Origin of the sequence: Streptomyces sp. KL116D, from assembly GCF_030766975.1 — a bacterium.
GTDB classification, from domain to species: Bacteria; Actinomycetota; Actinomycetes; order Streptomycetales; family Streptomycetaceae; genus Streptomyces; species Streptomyces longispororuber_A.
In genome coordinates, this window is the sequence record NZ_JASERH010000035.1 from 87251 (window position 1) to 102575 (window position 15325).

Genomic DNA, 15325 nt, shown 5'->3' on the forward strand with positions numbered 1-15325 from the left:
ACACCCCGGACCACCTTCTGAGAGGAGCGTCGTCGTGCCCCCCACCGATGCGAGCACCGGCGCCGGTGCCACCCCCGTCGCCGATCCGAGCGGAACCGTCACCGGCACCGAGAACACCGACTGCCAGGACACCCTGGACCTGCGCCTGCCCGACGAACTGATCGCGCTCATCGCCGAACAGGACGGGCAGATGTCTGCCGCCCACGGCCCGGACAGCGCCCGCCACGCCATCGCCTCCCCGAACCCCACCGCGCTGATCGAGCACGATCTGCTCGACAACGTGGGGGAGTGGGGGCCGGTCACGACTCCGTCCGGCGTGTTCCACCTCGTCCCGGTACGCATCCAGCGCGACCTGACGCTGATCAGCCGCTGGATGAACGACCCCGCCGTGGCCCTCTTCTGGGAACTCGCCGGCCCGGAAGCCGTCACGGCGGACCATCTGCGCCCCCAACTCGACGGTGACGGACGCAGCGTGCCCTGCCTCGGCGTCCTCGACGGCACACCGATGAGCTACTGGGAGATCTACCGCGCCGACCTCGACCCGCTGGCCCGCCACTACCCCGCACGCCCGCACGACACCGGAATCCACCTCCTCATCGGTGGTGTCGCCAACCGCGGACGAGGCCTCGGAACCACGCTCCTCCAAGCCGTCGCCGATCTCGTACTCGATCACCGCCCGCAATGCGCGCGCGTCGTGGCAGAACCCGACCTTCGCAACACCCCTTCCGTCTCAGCCTTCCTGAGCGCCGGCTTCCGCTTCTCCGCCGAAGTGGACCTCCCCGACAAGCGGGCCGCGCTCATGATCCGTGACCGAGCCCTGCGCACCGTGCTGTGAGTCGGTCACTCTTAGTACACCGCTCGACCCGATCCGGTTCCCTCTCGAGGAGTCCCCGTGCCGAATCCGTCCGTCGTCCCGACTTCCACCGAATCGCCCGAGCTGTACGACCCGCCCGAGCTCACGCGTGAGAACTGGGACCGGGCGGGCGCGCGGCTGCTGGCCAAACTGATCGGCGAGTTCGCGTACGAGGAAATCCTCCGACCGGAACCGCTCGAAACGGATGAACCGATCGAACCGGCCGAACCCGGCGCCGCGGCAGGGCCGGGCCGCCACCCCTACACCCTGACGGTGCCCGACAGGCCGGAGACGGACGGCGGCGAACTTCGCTTCAGCGCCCGCCGAGGCGCGTACGGAAGCTGGCAGGTCGACGCCACCAGCCTCACGTGGACGCCGGGGCCGGACGGCCCGGAGAAGGCGGAGCCCACCCGGCTCACCGACCCGCTCGCCTTCCTCCTGCGCGCCAAGCACGTCCTCGGCCTCGACGGCACGACGCTCGGGCACCTGCTCCGCGAGCTGACCGTCACCCTCGCCGCCGACGCGCGCCTGGACCACACCGCGCTCGCCGCGGACCGGCTCGCCGACCTCGGATACGCCGAGCTGGAGGGACACCAGACCGGTCACCCGTGGCTCGTCCTGAACAAGGGCCGCCTCGGCTTCTCCGCCACGGACACCTCCCGCTGGGCCCCCGAAGCCCGGCGCCACACGGACCTCCCCTGGATCGCGGTGCACACCGGCCTCGCCACCTACCGCGGAGCCCGGGGCCTGGAATCCGCCGACTCCCTCTACTCCCGCGAGCTGAGCCCGACGGCGAGGGAACTGTTCGCCGACGCCCTCAAGGCCCGCGGCCTGGACCCGGCGGCGTATCTCTACCTGCCCGTGCACCCCTGGCAGTGGGACGACATCGTGCTGCCGCTGTTCGCGCCCTCCATCGCCGCGGACGCGATCGTCCCGCTGCCCACCGACGGTGACCTCCGACTGCCGCAGCAGTCGATCCGCACCTTCCTGAACACCACCCACCCCGAGCGGCTCACCGTGAAGCTGCCGCTGTCCGTGCTCAACACCCTCGTATGGCGCGGACTCCCGACCGAGCGCACGCTGGCCGCCCCCGCCGTCACCACATGGATGCAGGGGCTCCGCGACGGCGATCCGTTCCTCAAGGACGAGTGCGGCGTCATCCTGCTGGGCGAAGTGGCCTCGGTGACCGTTCAGCACCCCCTGTACGACGGGCTCGACGAAGTCCCCTACCAGTACAAGGAACTGCTGGGCGCCATCTGGCGCGAACCCGTGTCACGCCACCTCGCCCCCGGAGAGCGGGCCCGGACCCTCGCCTCCTTGTTGCACACCGACCCACAAGGACGTGCGTTCACGGCCGAACTGGTCGCCCGGTCGGGACTCGATGCCGGCACCTGGCTGCGCAGGCTCTTCGCGGCACTGCTCCCGCCGCTGCTGCGCTTCCTGTACCGCTACGGCACCGTGTTCTCGCCCCACGGCGAGAACGCCATCGTCGTCTTCGACGAGAAGGACGTTCCCGTACGCCTCGCCGTCAAGGACTTCGTGGACGACGTAAACATCAGCTCGGAGCCCCTTCCCGAACACCACGCCATGCCCCAGGACGTCCGCGAGGTGCTGCTCACGGAGCGTCCCTCCTTCCTCACCCAGTTCATCCACTCCGGCCTCTTCGTCGGTGTGTTCCGCTATCTGGCGCCCCTGTGCGAGGACCAACTCGGAGTTCCGGAGGAGGAGTTCTGGGCCCTGGTGCGCGCCGAGATCCTCCGCCACCACTCCCGCTTCCCTGAGCTCAAGGAGCGGTACGAGATGTTCGACCTGCTCACCCCCCGCATCGAGCGCCTCTGCCTCAACCGCAACCGGCTGCACCTCGACGGCTACCGCGACCGCTCCCACCGCCCGCACGCGGCCGTGCACGGCACCGTCCCCAACCCCCTGCACCAGCCTTGATCGCGGGATTGTCAGTGGCGCCCTTTAGGGTGGTCGAGCTATGACGAAGCCCTCACTCCCCGAGCTCCTGCACGCCGCCGTCACCGCTGTCGGCGGCACGGAGCGCCCTGGCCAGGTGACCATGGCCGAGACCGTCGCCGAGGCGATCGACGACGGTTCCCACCTTCTCGTCCAGGCGGGCACCGGCACCGGAAAGTCGCTCGGCTATCTGGTGCCGGCCCTGGCCCACGGGGAGCGCGTCGTGGTCGCCACGGCGACGCTGGCACTGCAGCGCCAGCTCGTGGAGCGGGACCTGCCGCGCACGGTCGAGTCCCTCCACCCTCTGCTGCGCAGACGCCCCAATTTCGCGATGCTCAAGGGCCGGTCGAACTATCTGTGTCTGCACCGCCTCCATGAAGGCGTGCCGCAGGAGGAGGAAGAGGGCCTCTTCGACCAGTTCGAGGCGGCCGCCCCCACCAGCAAGCTGGGGCAGGACCTGCTGCGCATGCGGGACTGGGCGGACGAGACGGAGACGGGCGACCGGGACGATCTGACCCCGGGCGTCTCGGACAAGGCCTGGTCCCAGGTGTCGGTCTCCTCGCGCGAATGCCTGGGCGCGTCGAAGTGCGCGTACGGCCAGGAATGCTTCGCCGAGATGTCCCGCGAGCGCGCCAAGCTCGCCGACGTCATCGTGACCAACCACGCCCTCCTGGCGATCGACGCCATCGAGGGCGCGCCGGTCCTGCCGCAGCACGAGGTGCTGATCGTGGACGAGGCCCACGAGCTGGTCTCCCGCGTGACCGGCGTCGCCACGGGCGAGCTGACCCCCGGGCAGGTCAACCGGGCGGTGCGCCGCGCCGCGAAGCTGGTGAACGAGAAGGCCGCCGACCAGCTGCAGACCGCCGCCGAGGGCTTCGAGCGGCTCATGGAGTTGGCCCTGCCCGGCCGCCTCGAGGAGATCCCGGAGGACCTCGGTTACGCGCTGATGGCCCTGCGCGATGCCGCGCGGACCGTGATCACCGCCCTCGGCACCACGCGCGACAAGTCCGTCCAGGACGAGGACGCCGTGCGCAAGCAGGCCCTGGCCGCGGTCGAGACGATCCACGACGTCTCGGAGCGGATCACGAACGGATCGGAGTGGGACGTCGTCTGGTACGAACGGCACGAGCGCTTCGGAGCGTCCCTCCGGGTGGCGCCCATGTCCGTCTCCGGACTGCTGCGGGAGAAGCTGTTCGCCGACCGCTCCGTGATCCTCACGTCGGCCACCCTGAAGCTCGGCGGGGACTTCAACGGCGTGGGTGCGTCGCTGGGCCTCGCCCCCGAGGGCACCAAGGGCGACGATCTGCCCGAGTGGAAGGGCGTCGACGTCGGCTCCCCGTTCGACTACCCGAAGCAGGGCATCCTCTACGTCGCCAAGCACCTGGCCCGCCCCGCGCGCGAGGGCACGCGCACCGACATGATGGACGAGCTGGCCGAGCTGATGCAGGCGGCGGGCGGCCGGACGCTCGGCCTCTTCTCGTCCATGCGTGCGGCGCAGGCGGCCGCGGAAGAGCTACGTACGAGGATCCCGGAGTACCCGATCCTCTTGCAGGGCGAGGACACGCTCGGCGAGCTGATCAAGAACTTCGCGGCCGACCCGAAGACCTGTCTCTTCGGCACCCTGTCGCTGTGGCAGGGCGTGGACGTCCCGGGGGCCAGCTGTCAGCTGGTGGTCATGGACAAGATCCCGTTCCCCCGGCCCGACGACCCGCTGATGAGCGCACGCCAGAAGGCGGTGGAGGACGCGGGCGGCAATGGCTTCATGGCCGTGGCGGCGACGCACTCGGCGCTGCTGATGGCGCAGGGAGCGGGCCGTCTCGTCCGGGCCACGGGCGACCGCGGCGTCGTCGCGGTGCTCGACCCGCGCCTCGCGACGGCTCGATACGGCAGCTATCTGCGGGCTTCGATGCCCGACTTCTGGTACACGACCGACCGGAACCAGGTACGGCGCTCCCTCGCGGCGATCGACGCGGTGGCGAAGGCGGACGACAAGTAGGCCGGCAGGACCCTGCGGGGCTCGGCGCGGACAGCGCTGGGCCCCGGAACCGGCGCAGTTGGTCCCGGGGCCCGGTCAGGGAGGAGCGTCACACGCGCCGCAGGACGGCCACCACCTTGCCGAGGATCGTCGCCTCGTCACCGGGGATCGGCTGGTACGCCGAGTTGTGCGGGAGCAGCCATACGTGGCCGTCCTCGCGCTTGAAGCGCTTGACCGTGGCCTCGCCGTCGAGCATCGCGGCGACGATGTCGCCGTTCTCCGCCACCGGCTGGCGGCGGACCGTGACCCAGTCGCCGTCGCAGATCGCGGCCTCGATCATCGAGTCACCGACGACCTTCAGCACGAACAGCTCGCCGTCGCCGACCAGCTGCCGGGGGAGCGGGAAGACGTCCTCGACCGACTCCTCGGCGAGGATCGGGCCACCGGCGGCGATACGGCCGACCAGGGGGACGTACGAGGCGGCGGGCTTGCCCGTCGTGTCCGTGGGCTGCGCGCTGGGCTGGTCCGAGCCACGGACCTCGTACGCGCGCGGGCGGTGGGGGTCACGGCGCAGGAACCCCTTGCGCTCGAGAGCCATCAGCTGGTGCGCGACCGACGACGTGCTGGACAGGCCCACGGCCTGGCCGATCTCCCGCATCGACGGCGGGTAGCCCCGGCGCTGCACGGAGTCCCGGATGACCTCGATCACTCGACGCTGGCGGTCGGTGAGCCCCGAGCTGTCGGCGCGGATACCTGGAGGTCGGCCGGGCAAGGAGCGCCCGGGCTTGGGCCCCTCCTGGTTCATGGCTGCGTCATTCATGGCATGCACCGGCTCGAGTCGGCCCTGGGGGCGGCCCTGGGCAGTGATGGTGGCACTGTCTGCGGTCGTGGTCACGTCGGTCGGCCCCTCTCGAGAATGTCTCCCTAGCTAGCCAACGGTAGTTCCTTTCGAAAGGTTGCGCCAAACACACGTTCGAGTGAAAAATCGCAGATTACTTGTTGTGATCATGCGCCTGGGTGTATGGCTGCCGTTCGAGCGGAGAGGCAATTCGGCTCAATCCGGTACGCTTCAGCGCCGGGGCAGAGACCCACTCCGTGGGCTCCCTCAGTCTGCCACCCCGCGCCCGGTCAACCGGGCACCGCCCCCTCTTCCCGTGCGTCGTGCCGGTCGGGGCCTGTGGCCTGTGGGGTTGCCGTGACGCGCACCCGGAGCGCGGGGCCGCGCGACACGCGCTAGGGATCAAAAGGCGGCCAAACCCCAGATGTAGTGGTTGGATTGCATCAGCAGCCCAGAAGTTGTGGTCCCTGGTCCGTCGAGGTCTTGGTCATCGCCTATGCTTGGGGCTGCTTCGAGGGGCTGGACCAGCCACTCGGGGCTATCGAGTCGTGCCGTGAAGGAGGGTTGGGAGTTCATGCACTGCCCCTTCTGCAGGCATCCCGACAGCCGTGTCGTCGACAGCCGCACCACCGACGACGGCACGTCGATCCGCAGGCGCCGCCAGTGCCCCGACTGCTCCCGCCGTTTCACGACGGTGGAGACGTGTTCACTGATGGTGGTCAAGCGGAGCGGGGTGACCGAACCCTTCAGCCGCACCAAGGTCATCAACGGCGTACGCAAGGCGTGCCAGGGGCGTCCCGTGACCGAGGACGCTCTCGCCCTGCTCGGCCAGCGGGTCGAGGAGGCGGTGCGCGCCACCGGAAGCGCCGAGCTGACCACGCATGACGTGGGTCTGGCCATACTCGGCCCACTCCAGGAGCTGGATCTCGTCGCCTACCTGCGCTTCGCGTCCGTCTACCGGGCGTTCGACTCGCTGGAGGACTTCGAGTCGGCCATCGCGGAACTGAGAGAACAGACGTCCGGCGCGGACGCGGACGGCGCCGGCGGGGAACGCGTAGAGGGCGAGTGCGGGCCCGGAGGGACGATCGAAGTCCCCGTGCCCGCCCACGCCGCCGACTGACGGCCCCGGGCCGGGCGGCGGCGATCCACAGACCTGTTACGGGCGGCAAGAGCGGCGCCCGCAACACAAGACACACACCGTGCACGGGAAGATCCGGGCACTTTAGGGCGTTTTAGCCCGATATATGGGAGGCGGCATGACAGAGACGGCGAGCGGCCCGGCACGAGGCTCCCGAGCCAAGGGAGCCAAGGCCACCAAGGGTCTGCGTATCGAGCGCATCCACACCACTCCTGGCGTGCATCCGTACGACGAGGTGGAGTGGGCGCGCCGTGACGTCGTCATGACCAACTGGCGCGACGGCTCGGTCAACTTCGAGCAGCGTGGCGTCGAGTTCCCCGAGTTCTGGTCGGTGAACGCGGTCAACATCGTCACCAGCAAGTACTTCCGCGGTGCTGTCGGCACCCCGCAGCGCGAGGTGAGCCTCAAGCAGCTCATCGACCGCATCGTGAAGACGTATCGGAAGGCCGGCGAGGACTACAAGTACTTCGCTTCCCCCGCCGACGCCGAGATCTTCGAGCACGAGCTGGCGTACGCCCTCCTGCACCAGATCTTCAGCTTCAACTCGCCGGTGTGGTTCAACGTGGGCACGCCGCAGCCGCAGCAGGTCTCCGCCTGCTTCATCCTTGCCGTCGACGACTCCATGGAGTCGATCCTCGACTGGTACAAGGAAGAGGGCATGATCTTCAAGGGCGGCTCCGGCGCCGGCCTGAACCTCTCCCGCATCCGCTCCTCCAAGGAACTGCTCTCCTCCGGCGGCAACGCCTCGGGTCCGGTCTCCTTCATGCGCGGTGCCGACGCCTCTGCAGGAACGATCAAGTCGGGTGGCGCCACGCGCCGCGCCGCCAAGATGGTCATCCTCGACGTCGACCACCCCGACATCGAGGACTTCATCGAGACCAAGGTGAAGGAGGAGGAGAAGATCCGCGCCCTGCGTGACGCGGGCTTCGACATGGACCTGGGCGGCGACGACATCACGTCCGTCCAGTACCAGAACGCCAACAACTCGGTCCGCGTGAACGACGCGTTCATGAAGGCGGTCGAGGAGGGCGGCAAGTTCGGCCTCACCTCGCGCATGACCGGCGAGACCATCGAGGAGGTCGACGCCAAGTCGCTCTTCCGCAAGATGGCCGAGGCCGCCTGGGCCTGCGCCGACCCCGGCATCCAGTACGACGACACCATCAACCACTGGCACACGTGCCCGGAGTCCGGCCGGATCAACGGCTCGAACCCGTGCAGCGAGTACATGCACCTGGACAACACGTCCTGCAACCTCGCCTCGCTGAACCTGATGAAGTTCCTGAAGGACGACGGCAAGGGCAACCAGTCCTTCGACGTCGACCGCTTCTCGAAGGTCGTCGAGCTGGTCATCACCGCGATGGACATCTCGATCTGCTTCGCGGACTTCCCGACGCAGAAGATCGGCGAGAACACCCGCGCCTTCCGCCAGCTCGGCATCGGCTACGCGAACCTGGGCGCCCTGCTCATGGCGACCGGCCACGCCTACGACTCGGACGGCGGCCGCGCCCTCGCCGGCGCCATCACGTCGCTGATGACGGGTACCTCGTACAAGCGCTCCGCGGAGCTCGCCGCGGTCGTCGGCCCGTACGACGGCTACGCCAAGAACGCCACGCCGCACCAGCGCGTCATGAAGCAGCACGCCGACGCCAACACCACGGCCGTCCGCATGGACGACCTGGACAGCCCGATCTGGGCCGCCGCCACGGAGGCCTGGCAGGACGTCGTCCGCCTCGGCGAGAAGAACGGTTTCCGTAACGCCCAGGCGTCGGTCATCGCCCCGACCGGCACCATCGGTCTTGCGATGTCCTGCGACACCACCGGCCTCGAGCCCGACCTCGCCCTGGTCAAGTTCAAGAAGCTGGTCGGCGGCGGCTCCATGCAGATCGTCAACGGCACCGTGCCGCAGGCCCTGCGCCGCCTGGGTTACCAGGAGGAGCAGATCGAGGCGATCGTCGCGCACATCGCCGAGCACGGGAACGTCATCGACGCCCCCGGCCTGAAGACCGAGCACTACGAGGTCTTCGACTGCGCGATGGGCGAGCGCTCCATCTCCGCGATGGGCCACGTCCGCATGATGGCGGCCATCCAGCCGTGGATCTCGGGCGCCCTGTCCAAGACGGTCAACCTGCCGGAGACGGCGACCGTCGAGGACGTCGAGGAGGTCTACTTCGAGGCCTGGAAGATGGGCGTCAAGGCGCTCGCCATCTACCGCGACAACTGCAAGGTCGGCCAGCCGCTCTCCGCCAAGAAGAAGGAGAGCGAGAAGGCCGAGGTGACCGCGAAGACCGAGGCGACGATCCGCGAGGCCGTCGAGAAGGTCGTCGAGTACCGCCCGGTCCGCAAGCGCCTCCCCAAGGGTCGTCCCGGCATCACCACCTCCTTCACGGTGGGCGGCGCCGAGGGCTACATGACCGCCAACTCCTACCCGGACGACGGTCTCGGCGAGGTCTTCCTGAAGATGTCCAAGCAGGGCTCCACCCTCGCGGGCATGATGGACGCCTTCTCCATCGCCGTCTCGGTCGGCCTCCAGTACGGCGTGCCGCTGGAGACCTACGTCTCGAAGTTCACCAACATGCGCTTCGAGCCGGCCGGCATGACGGACGACCCGGACGTGCGGATGGCGCAGTCGATCGTCGACTACATCTTCCGCCGCCTGGCGCTCGACTTCCTGCCCTTCGAGACGCGCTCCGCGCTCGGCATCCACTCCGCCGAGGAGCGTCAGCGGCACCTGGAGACGGGCTCCTACGAGCCCTCCGAGGACGAGGTCGACGTCGAGGGTCTGGCCCAGTCGGCGCCCCGCGCCCAGGAGCTGAAGGCCGTCGAGACGCCGAAGGTCGAGACTCCCGCCGTGCAGCCCGCCCCGCAGCAGGCGCACACCAGCGCCGAGCTCGTGGAGATGCAGCTGGGCATCCAGGCCGACGCCCCGCTCTGCTTCTCCTGCGGTACGAAGATGCAGCGCGCCGGCTCCTGCTACATCTGCGAGGGCTGCGGCTCGACCAGCGGTTGCAGCTGATCCGCACGGATCGGGCTGATCGCACCGATCGCCTGAGCTGAGGGCGGCGGGACCCCAGGGTCCCGCCGCCCTTCGGCGTTCCTGGCTGCTACAGGCTGCCCATGGCGGCAGCGAACGCCGTGAGGTCGCCGTCAAAGGCACGGATGGCTTCCTGGAACGACCATTCGCCGTCGGCGCCCCGGGTGAACTCGGCGATGGTGGTGGCCGCGTGGCCCGCCACCGCGGAGAAGTCGTGCTCCGACAGGTCGGTGTACCCCTCGCGTATGCGCACTCCGGTGTTCGGCACGTCCCAGAACGCCTTCGGCCTGTCCCGGGCCTGTTCGTTCTGCTGGATGGCCACGCCCACCACCACGCGCGCGTACTGCGGTCCGAGACGGTCCAGTTCGAGCGTCATGACCTCGTCGAAGCCGAAGCCCTGACCCGTCCTGCTGTCCCGGTTGAGCGTGATCGTCCCGTCGGGGGAGCGGCTGTCGAAGTGGACGATGTAGGCCGGGGCGCCGTGCGGGTCCTCGCGCGTGTACGTCGCCGCGACCAGGTCCAGGTCATGGGGCGGCGAGCCGAGCGGGCTCGGGTCCCACTTCAACCCGACCTCGACCTTCTCGGACCCCTTGCGGAGACTGCTCACCGAACTCCCCCTTCTCGGCGTCGTGTTGCGTGCTGGTCACACGCTACGTGGTCCCACTGACAACTCGGTGGCCGTCCGTGTCCGTATCGTCGAACTGCCGATGCCCTACGGCGAGTTGGTACGGCATGTACTACCCCGGAGAGTGACCCCGCGTCACGCAGAGCGCCGTACGATGGCGCGGTGCTGGTCAAGTGGATTCGCTGCACTGTGATGGACCGTCGGGGGTTCGAGCGGGGGCAGCGGAAATGGGCGGGGCTCCTAGGAGAGCCGGGGTTCCGGGGGCAGGGCGGGGGCTGGAGCAGGAAACGGCCTGATGTGGCCCATGTCTTCGGGTTCTGGGAGAGCCGCGCCTTCTACGACTCCTTCATGGCGCGGTCCCACGACCGGCTCGCGGCGGCGCAGTCGGGCACGTTCAAGGACATCCAGGTCAAACTGTTCGACCACCGCTTCGACGTGAAGACCGGTTTCGAGCCGCGGTTCACGGACGCCGACGTGGTGCGGGTGGCGCACTGCAAGGTGAACGCCGAGCGGGCCGAGCACTTCACCTTGATGCAGCAGAAGGTCTGGAACCCGGCGATGGCGGGCTCGCCCGGCATGGTGCGGGGCTTCTTCGGCGAGGCACCGGGGGACGAGTTCGTGGTCCTGTCGATGTGGCGGTCGGCGGCCGAGCACGGCAAGTACCAGGTCGACCGGGTGGAGCGGCTCTCGCTGCGCGCCCAGACCGAAGCCGACATCGCGGCCATCTCCGGTGACATCGTGCAGTTGGAGCCGACCTGGACGGTCTGAACGCGTCGCCACGCGCGCGTGCCGTGTGATCTACGCCGGATGGAGCCCGTACGGGTGCTCGAAATCGGCCGGATCGATCTAGGGTCTTGGCATGGCACGTCCACGGCGCATCGTTCTTGTCCGGCACGGCGAATCCGAAGGCAACGCCGACGACACCGTGTACGAGCGCGAGCCCGATCACGCGCTGGCGCTCACCGAGAAGGGCCTGCGGCAGGCCGAGGAGACCGGCAAGGAGCTGCGCGAGCTGTTCGGCGGTGAGCGGGTGAGCGTCTACGTGTCGCCGTACCGGCGCACGCACGAGACGTTCCGTGCGTTCCGTCTGGATCCCGGTCGCGTACGGGTGCGGGAAGAGCCCCGCCTCCGGGAGCAGGACTGGGGGAACTGGCAGGACCGCGACGACGTACGGCTTCAGAAGGCGTACCGCGATGCCTACGGGCACTTCTTCTACCGCTTCGCGCAGGGCGAGTCCGGAGCCGACGTGTACGACCGCGTGGGGGCGTTCCTGGAGAGCCTGTACCGGAGCTTCGAGGACCCGGACCACCCGCCGAACGTGCTGCTCGTGACCCACGGTCTGACCATGCGGCTGTTCTGCATGCGCTGGTTCCACTGGACCGTGGCGGACTTCGAATCCCTGTCGAATCCCGGGAACGCGGAGACGCGATCGCTCGTTCTAGGGGGCGACGGGAAGTACGAACTGAACCGGCCATTCGAACGCTGGTGCGACCCAAGGCCCTATGGGGTCACCGGATAGAGTGGCAGGGCGATGACCGCTGACTCCTCTCCCGACAGGCGCATGGACCGCGCCCTGTCCAGCCTGCGCGGACTCTCGGTGGGCGACGCGCTGGGATCGCAGTTCTTCGTCCCGGCGAACTATCCGCTGCTCAAGCGCCGCGCGCTGCCCGCCGGCCCCTGGCAGTGGACCGATGACACCGAGATGGCCTGTTCCGTGGTGGCGGTCCTCGCAGCCCACGAGCGCATCGATCAGGACGACCTGGCGCGTTCGTTCGCGGAGCACCATGACTTCGACCGCGGCTACGGCCCGGCGGTGAACAGGCTGCTGCGACAGGTCCGGGAGGGCGGCGACTGGCGCGCGCTGGCGTCCGCCCTGTTCAAGGGGCAGGGGTCGTGGGGGAACGGGGCGGCGATGCGCATCGCGCCGCTCGGCGCCTACTACGCCGACGACCCCGAGCAGGCCACGCACCAGGCCGAGATCTCGGCGTATCCGACGCACCAGCACCGGGAAGCCGTCGTCGGCGCCATGGCCGTGGCCGCGGCCGCCGCCCTGGCCGGGAATCCGGCGGGGCCGCCTTCGCCCCGGGAGTTGCTCGACGGAGTGATCGCACTCGTGCCGCGCAGCGCGGTGGGAGCGGGGCTGCGCCGCGCCAAGGGCATGCTCGACTACGGCGACCCGGCCACCGTGGCCGCGGTGCTGGGCTGCGGCCGGCGGACGACCGCGCACGACACCGTGCCGTTCGCCCTCTGGTCGGCGGCGCGGGGGCTCGGAGACTTCGAGCGGGCCTTCTGGAGCACCGCACAAGTGGGCGGCGACATGGACACGACCTGCGCGATCGTGGGCGGGGTCGTCGCCTCCGCGCAGCGCGGGGCACCGCCCGCCGCATGGCTGGAGCAGACCGAGTCCCTTCCGGAGTGGGCGCCCGCCGTGAGGGCCTGAGGCGCCGCGCTCTTCCGTGACGCATGCCTGCGGGGCGCCGTGGATGCCGGACCGGCCTCGCCGTCTTACGGACGGACCGGCACCCACGCCTGTGCCGGGGCGTCAGCCCCCGGCGGGCCCGGCCGCGCTCGCCGTGCCGGCGAGGGCTTCCAGGTCGCTCTTGCGGACCTTGATCACCGTCAGTGCGACGCCCAGGGCGAGCAGGGCCATGGCTGCCGCCGGGATGAAGGCCGTGGAGATGCCGTGAGCGAGCACCTCGTGGCTCCAGGGCGCCGGCAGCTCGTGGGTCCTGGCGAACTCGGCCTTCTGCTCGGGGGAGGCGGTGGCCATGAAGTCGGCGATCTGGTCCTTCGCCTCGTCACGGCTGGCCGACCCGAAGACCGTCGTCAGGATGGAGAGCCCGAGCGAGCCTCCCACCTGCTGCGTCGTGTTGAGCAGCCCTGAGGCCGCACCCGCCTCGTGCGGAGCGACACCGGAGACCGCGGTGACCGTCACCGTCACGAAGTTCAGGCCCATGCCGAAGCCGAAGATCAGCATCGGGCCGAGGACCCCGCCGACGTACGAGCTCTCGGGGGTGATGAAGGCCTGCCAGGTCAGACCGACCACCACGAGCGCCGAACCACCCGCCATGAACGGCTTCGGCCCCAGCACGGGCAGCAGCCGCTGCGACAGCCCGGCGCCGACCGCGATCGCCGCCGTGACCGGCAGGAACGCCAGTCCCGCCTTGATCGGCGAGTAGCCCAGCACGTTCTGCACGAACAGCACGATGAAGAAGAACATGCCGAACATCGCGGCCGCGAGACTCAGCATGATCACGTACGTGCCCGAGCGGTTCCGGTCGGCGAACATCTTCAGCGGCGTGATCGGATCCTTGGCGCGGTTCTCGTTCGCCACGAAGGCCAGCAGCAGCACCACCGCCGCGCCGAACGACGCCACGGTCAGGCCGTCGCGCCACCCTTCGTCGGCGGCCCGGATGAAGCCGTAGACGAGCGACGCCATGCCGAGTGTGGACGTGAGCGCACCCGTGATGTCGAAGCTTCCGGGATGCCGCTCGGACTCGTTGATGTACATCGGTGCGAGGACGGCGATCAGGATGCCGATGGGTACGTTCACGAACAGCACCCAGCGCCAGTCCAGCCAGTCCGTGAGCATGCCGCCCGCGAGGAGGCCGACGGCGCCGCCGCCCGCCGAGACCGCGGCGAAGACTCCGAACGCGCGGTTCCGCTCCGGGCCCTCGGGGAACGTGGTGGTGATGAGGGCGAGCGAGGTGGGCGACGCGATCGCGCCACCGACACCCTGAAGGGCGCGCGCGGCCAGCAACTGCCAGGGTTCCTGGGCGAGTCCACCCAGGAGGGAGGCGAAGGTGAACAGCAGGATGCCGGACATGAAGACCCGGCGGCGGCCGAGGATGTCGCCCGCACGGCCGCCGAGGAGCAGCAGACCGCCGAAGGTGAGCGTGTACGCGCTGACGACCCAAGTGAGGTCCGTCGTCGAGAATTTGAGAGCGTCCTGAATGTGCGGGAGCGCGATGTTCACAATCGTCGCGTCGAGGACCACCATGAGTTGGCAGGCGGCGATGACCGTGAGTGCGATGCCGGGGCGCCCCTCCCGGCGGGCCGCCCCCGGTTTCTGATCTTGTGTTAGCTGAGAGGTTGTCACTATGGATCCCCCACAAGAGCGTTAGTGAACGATCCCGTTCACTGTCGCGTCAACGGTAGTGACTCCCCTTCAGTGAACGCAACCGTTCACTGAATCTGCTGCCGTGCGTTCGGACCGCTCTCGGACTGCTCAACGGAGAGATGACGATGGTTACTTCGCGCTGGACGGCCGCCTCCGCTCAGCCGGCCGCCGGGATGCGCAGGCGTGGTCCCGTGCTCGAACGGGCCATCCTGGAAGCCGCGCTCGATCAGCTCAGCACGGTCGGCTGGAACGGCCTGACCATGGAAGGCGTCGCCGCGGGTGCCCAGACAGGGAAGGCCGCGGTGTACCGGCGCTGGCCCTCCAAGGAGGACCTCGTCGTGGACGCCCTGGCGGCCGCGCTGCCCAGGCTGGACGCGGCGCCGGATCTCGGCAGCGTGCGCGAGGACCTGCTGGAGTTGTGCCGGCAGATGCGCGCGGCCATGTACTCGCGCCCCGGCTTCGCGGTGCGCTCAGTTCTTCACGAGTGCGACACCTTCACCGCCGAGCGCTTCCATTCGGTGATCACCCAGGGGGTCATCGAGCCGAGCGTCGAGCTGATCAAGGAAGTCCTACGTCGCGGAATCGAGCGCGGCGAGGTGCGTCCCGACGCCACCGGCAGCTATGAGTGCGACGTCATTCCGGCGATGATGATGTACCGCTCCAAGGTGTGCGGAAGCGAATGGGAGGAGGGGGATCTGGTGGAGATGATCGACCGGCTGATGATCCCCTTGTTGCGGCGGCACGCGGATTGAGGCATGCCGGGTGTCGCGACGGGTCCTCGGCGGC

12 protein-coding genes are annotated in these 15325 nt (G+C 69.2%); 9 read left to right on the top strand and 3 right to left on the bottom strand.

Annotation, left to right across the window (positions count from 1 at the left end):
- The first annotated feature begins 34 nt into the window (after nucleotides 1-34).
- The 3 genes from RBJ77_RS13625 to RBJ77_RS13635 are packed head-to-tail and all read left to right on the top strand — an operon-like array spanning nucleotide 35 to nucleotide 4808.
- On the top strand, nucleotides 35-835 hold the full coding sequence (locus tag RBJ77_RS13625) for a GNAT family N-acetyltransferase (protein ID WP_372345246.1): 801 nt from the start codon (nucleotides 35-37) through the stop codon (nucleotides 833-835).
- A gap of 57 nt (nucleotides 836-892) precedes the next feature.
- The gene (locus RBJ77_RS13630; RefSeq protein WP_372345247.1) at nucleotides 893-2794 is read left to right on the top strand and encodes an IucA/IucC family siderophore biosynthesis protein; all 1902 of its coding nucleotides are present in this window, start codon (nucleotides 893-895) and stop codon (nucleotides 2792-2794) included.
- A 40-nt stretch (nucleotides 2795-2834) separates the two neighbouring features.
- Nucleotides 2835-4808 carry an ATP-dependent DNA helicase gene (locus RBJ77_RS13635; protein WP_372345248.1) on the top strand — a complete coding sequence of 658 codons (1974 nt, stop codon included), beginning with the start codon at nucleotides 2835-2837 and terminating at the stop codon, nucleotides 4806-4808.
- Between the two features lie 88 nt (nucleotides 4809-4896).
- Here the strand turns inward: RBJ77_RS13635 and lexA are convergent, their stop codons facing one another.
- The gene (gene lexA / locus RBJ77_RS13640) at nucleotides 4897-5682 is read right to left on the bottom strand and encodes a transcriptional repressor LexA (RefSeq protein WP_372345249.1); all 786 of its coding nucleotides are present in this window, start codon (nucleotides 5680-5682) and stop codon (nucleotides 4897-4899) included.
- A gap of 517 nt (nucleotides 5683-6199) precedes the next feature.
- Here lexA and nrdR point away from each other — a divergent pair.
- Nucleotides 6200-6745 carry a transcriptional regulator NrdR gene (gene nrdR, locus RBJ77_RS13645; RefSeq protein ID WP_372345250.1) on the top strand — a complete coding sequence of 182 codons (546 nt, stop codon included), beginning with the start codon at nucleotides 6200-6202 and terminating at the stop codon, nucleotides 6743-6745.
- A 136-nt stretch (nucleotides 6746-6881) separates the two neighbouring features.
- The gene (locus RBJ77_RS13650) at nucleotides 6882-9776 is read left to right on the top strand and encodes a vitamin B12-dependent ribonucleotide reductase (protein ID WP_372345251.1); all 2895 of its coding nucleotides are present in this window, start codon (nucleotides 6882-6884) and stop codon (nucleotides 9774-9776) included.
- An 88-nt stretch (nucleotides 9777-9864) separates the two neighbouring features.
- Here RBJ77_RS13650 and RBJ77_RS13655 read toward each other — a convergent pair whose 3' ends face one another.
- Complete coding sequence (locus RBJ77_RS13655) at nucleotides 9865-10401, bottom strand: TerD family protein (RefSeq protein ID WP_372345252.1); 537 nt, start codon at nucleotides 10399-10401, stop codon at nucleotides 9865-9867.
- Between the two features lie 180 nt (nucleotides 10402-10581).
- On the opposite strand from RBJ77_RS13655, the gene RBJ77_RS13660 reads away from it, so the two are divergent.
- The 3 genes from RBJ77_RS13660 to RBJ77_RS13670 all read left to right on the top strand — a co-directional run bounded on the left by RBJ77_RS13660 (nucleotide 10582) and on the right by RBJ77_RS13670 (nucleotide 12859).
- A complete protein-coding gene (locus RBJ77_RS13660) occupies nucleotides 10582-11187 on the top strand; it encodes a YdbC family protein (RefSeq protein ID WP_372345253.1) in 606 nt (201 codons plus the stop codon).
- A gap of 91 nt (nucleotides 11188-11278) precedes the next feature.
- Complete coding sequence (locus RBJ77_RS13665) at nucleotides 11279-11938, top strand: histidine phosphatase family protein (protein WP_372345254.1); 660 nt, start codon at nucleotides 11279-11281, stop codon at nucleotides 11936-11938.
- 12 nt (nucleotides 11939-11950) lie between these two features.
- On the top strand, nucleotides 11951-12859 hold the full coding sequence (locus RBJ77_RS13670) for an ADP-ribosylglycohydrolase family protein (RefSeq protein ID WP_372345255.1): 909 nt from the start codon (nucleotides 11951-11953) through the stop codon (nucleotides 12857-12859).
- 102 nt (nucleotides 12860-12961) lie between these two features.
- Here RBJ77_RS13670 and RBJ77_RS13675 read toward each other — a convergent pair whose 3' ends face one another.
- A complete protein-coding gene (locus RBJ77_RS13675) occupies nucleotides 12962-14518 on the bottom strand; it encodes an MFS transporter (RefSeq protein WP_372345256.1) in 1557 nt (518 codons plus the stop codon).
- A gap of 146 nt (nucleotides 14519-14664) precedes the next feature.
- On the opposite strand from RBJ77_RS13675, the gene RBJ77_RS13680 reads away from it, so the two are divergent.
- Nucleotides 14665-15291: a TetR/AcrR family transcriptional regulator gene (locus RBJ77_RS13680; RefSeq protein ID WP_372345455.1), complete on the top strand. Its 627-nt coding sequence runs from the start codon at nucleotides 14665-14667 to the stop codon at nucleotides 15289-15291.
- Nucleotides 15292-15325: the final 34 nt, after the last annotated feature.

Excerpts from the sequence above, each read along its gene's own strand:
- RBJ77_RS13670 (WP_372345255.1), top strand. The coding sequence starts at position 11,951 with ATGACCGCTGACTCCTCTCCCGACAGGCGCATGGACCGCGCCCTGTCC.
- nrdR (WP_372345250.1), top strand. The coding sequence starts at position 6,200 with ATGCACTGCCCCTTCTGCAGGCATCCCGACAGCCGTGTCGTCGACAGC.
- RBJ77_RS13665 (WP_372345254.1), top strand. The coding sequence starts at position 11,279 with ATGGCACGTCCACGGCGCATCGTTCTTGTCCGGCACGGCGAATCCGAA.
- RBJ77_RS13650 (WP_372345251.1), top strand. The coding sequence starts at position 6,882 with ATGACAGAGACGGCGAGCGGCCCGGCACGAGGCTCCCGAGCCAAGGGA.
- RBJ77_RS13680 (WP_372345455.1), top strand. The coding sequence starts at position 14,665 with ATGGTTACTTCGCGCTGGACGGCCGCCTCCGCTCAGCCGGCCGCCGGG.
- RBJ77_RS13635 (WP_372345248.1), top strand. The coding sequence starts at position 2,835 with ATGACGAAGCCCTCACTCCCCGAGCTCCTGCACGCCGCCGTCACCGCT.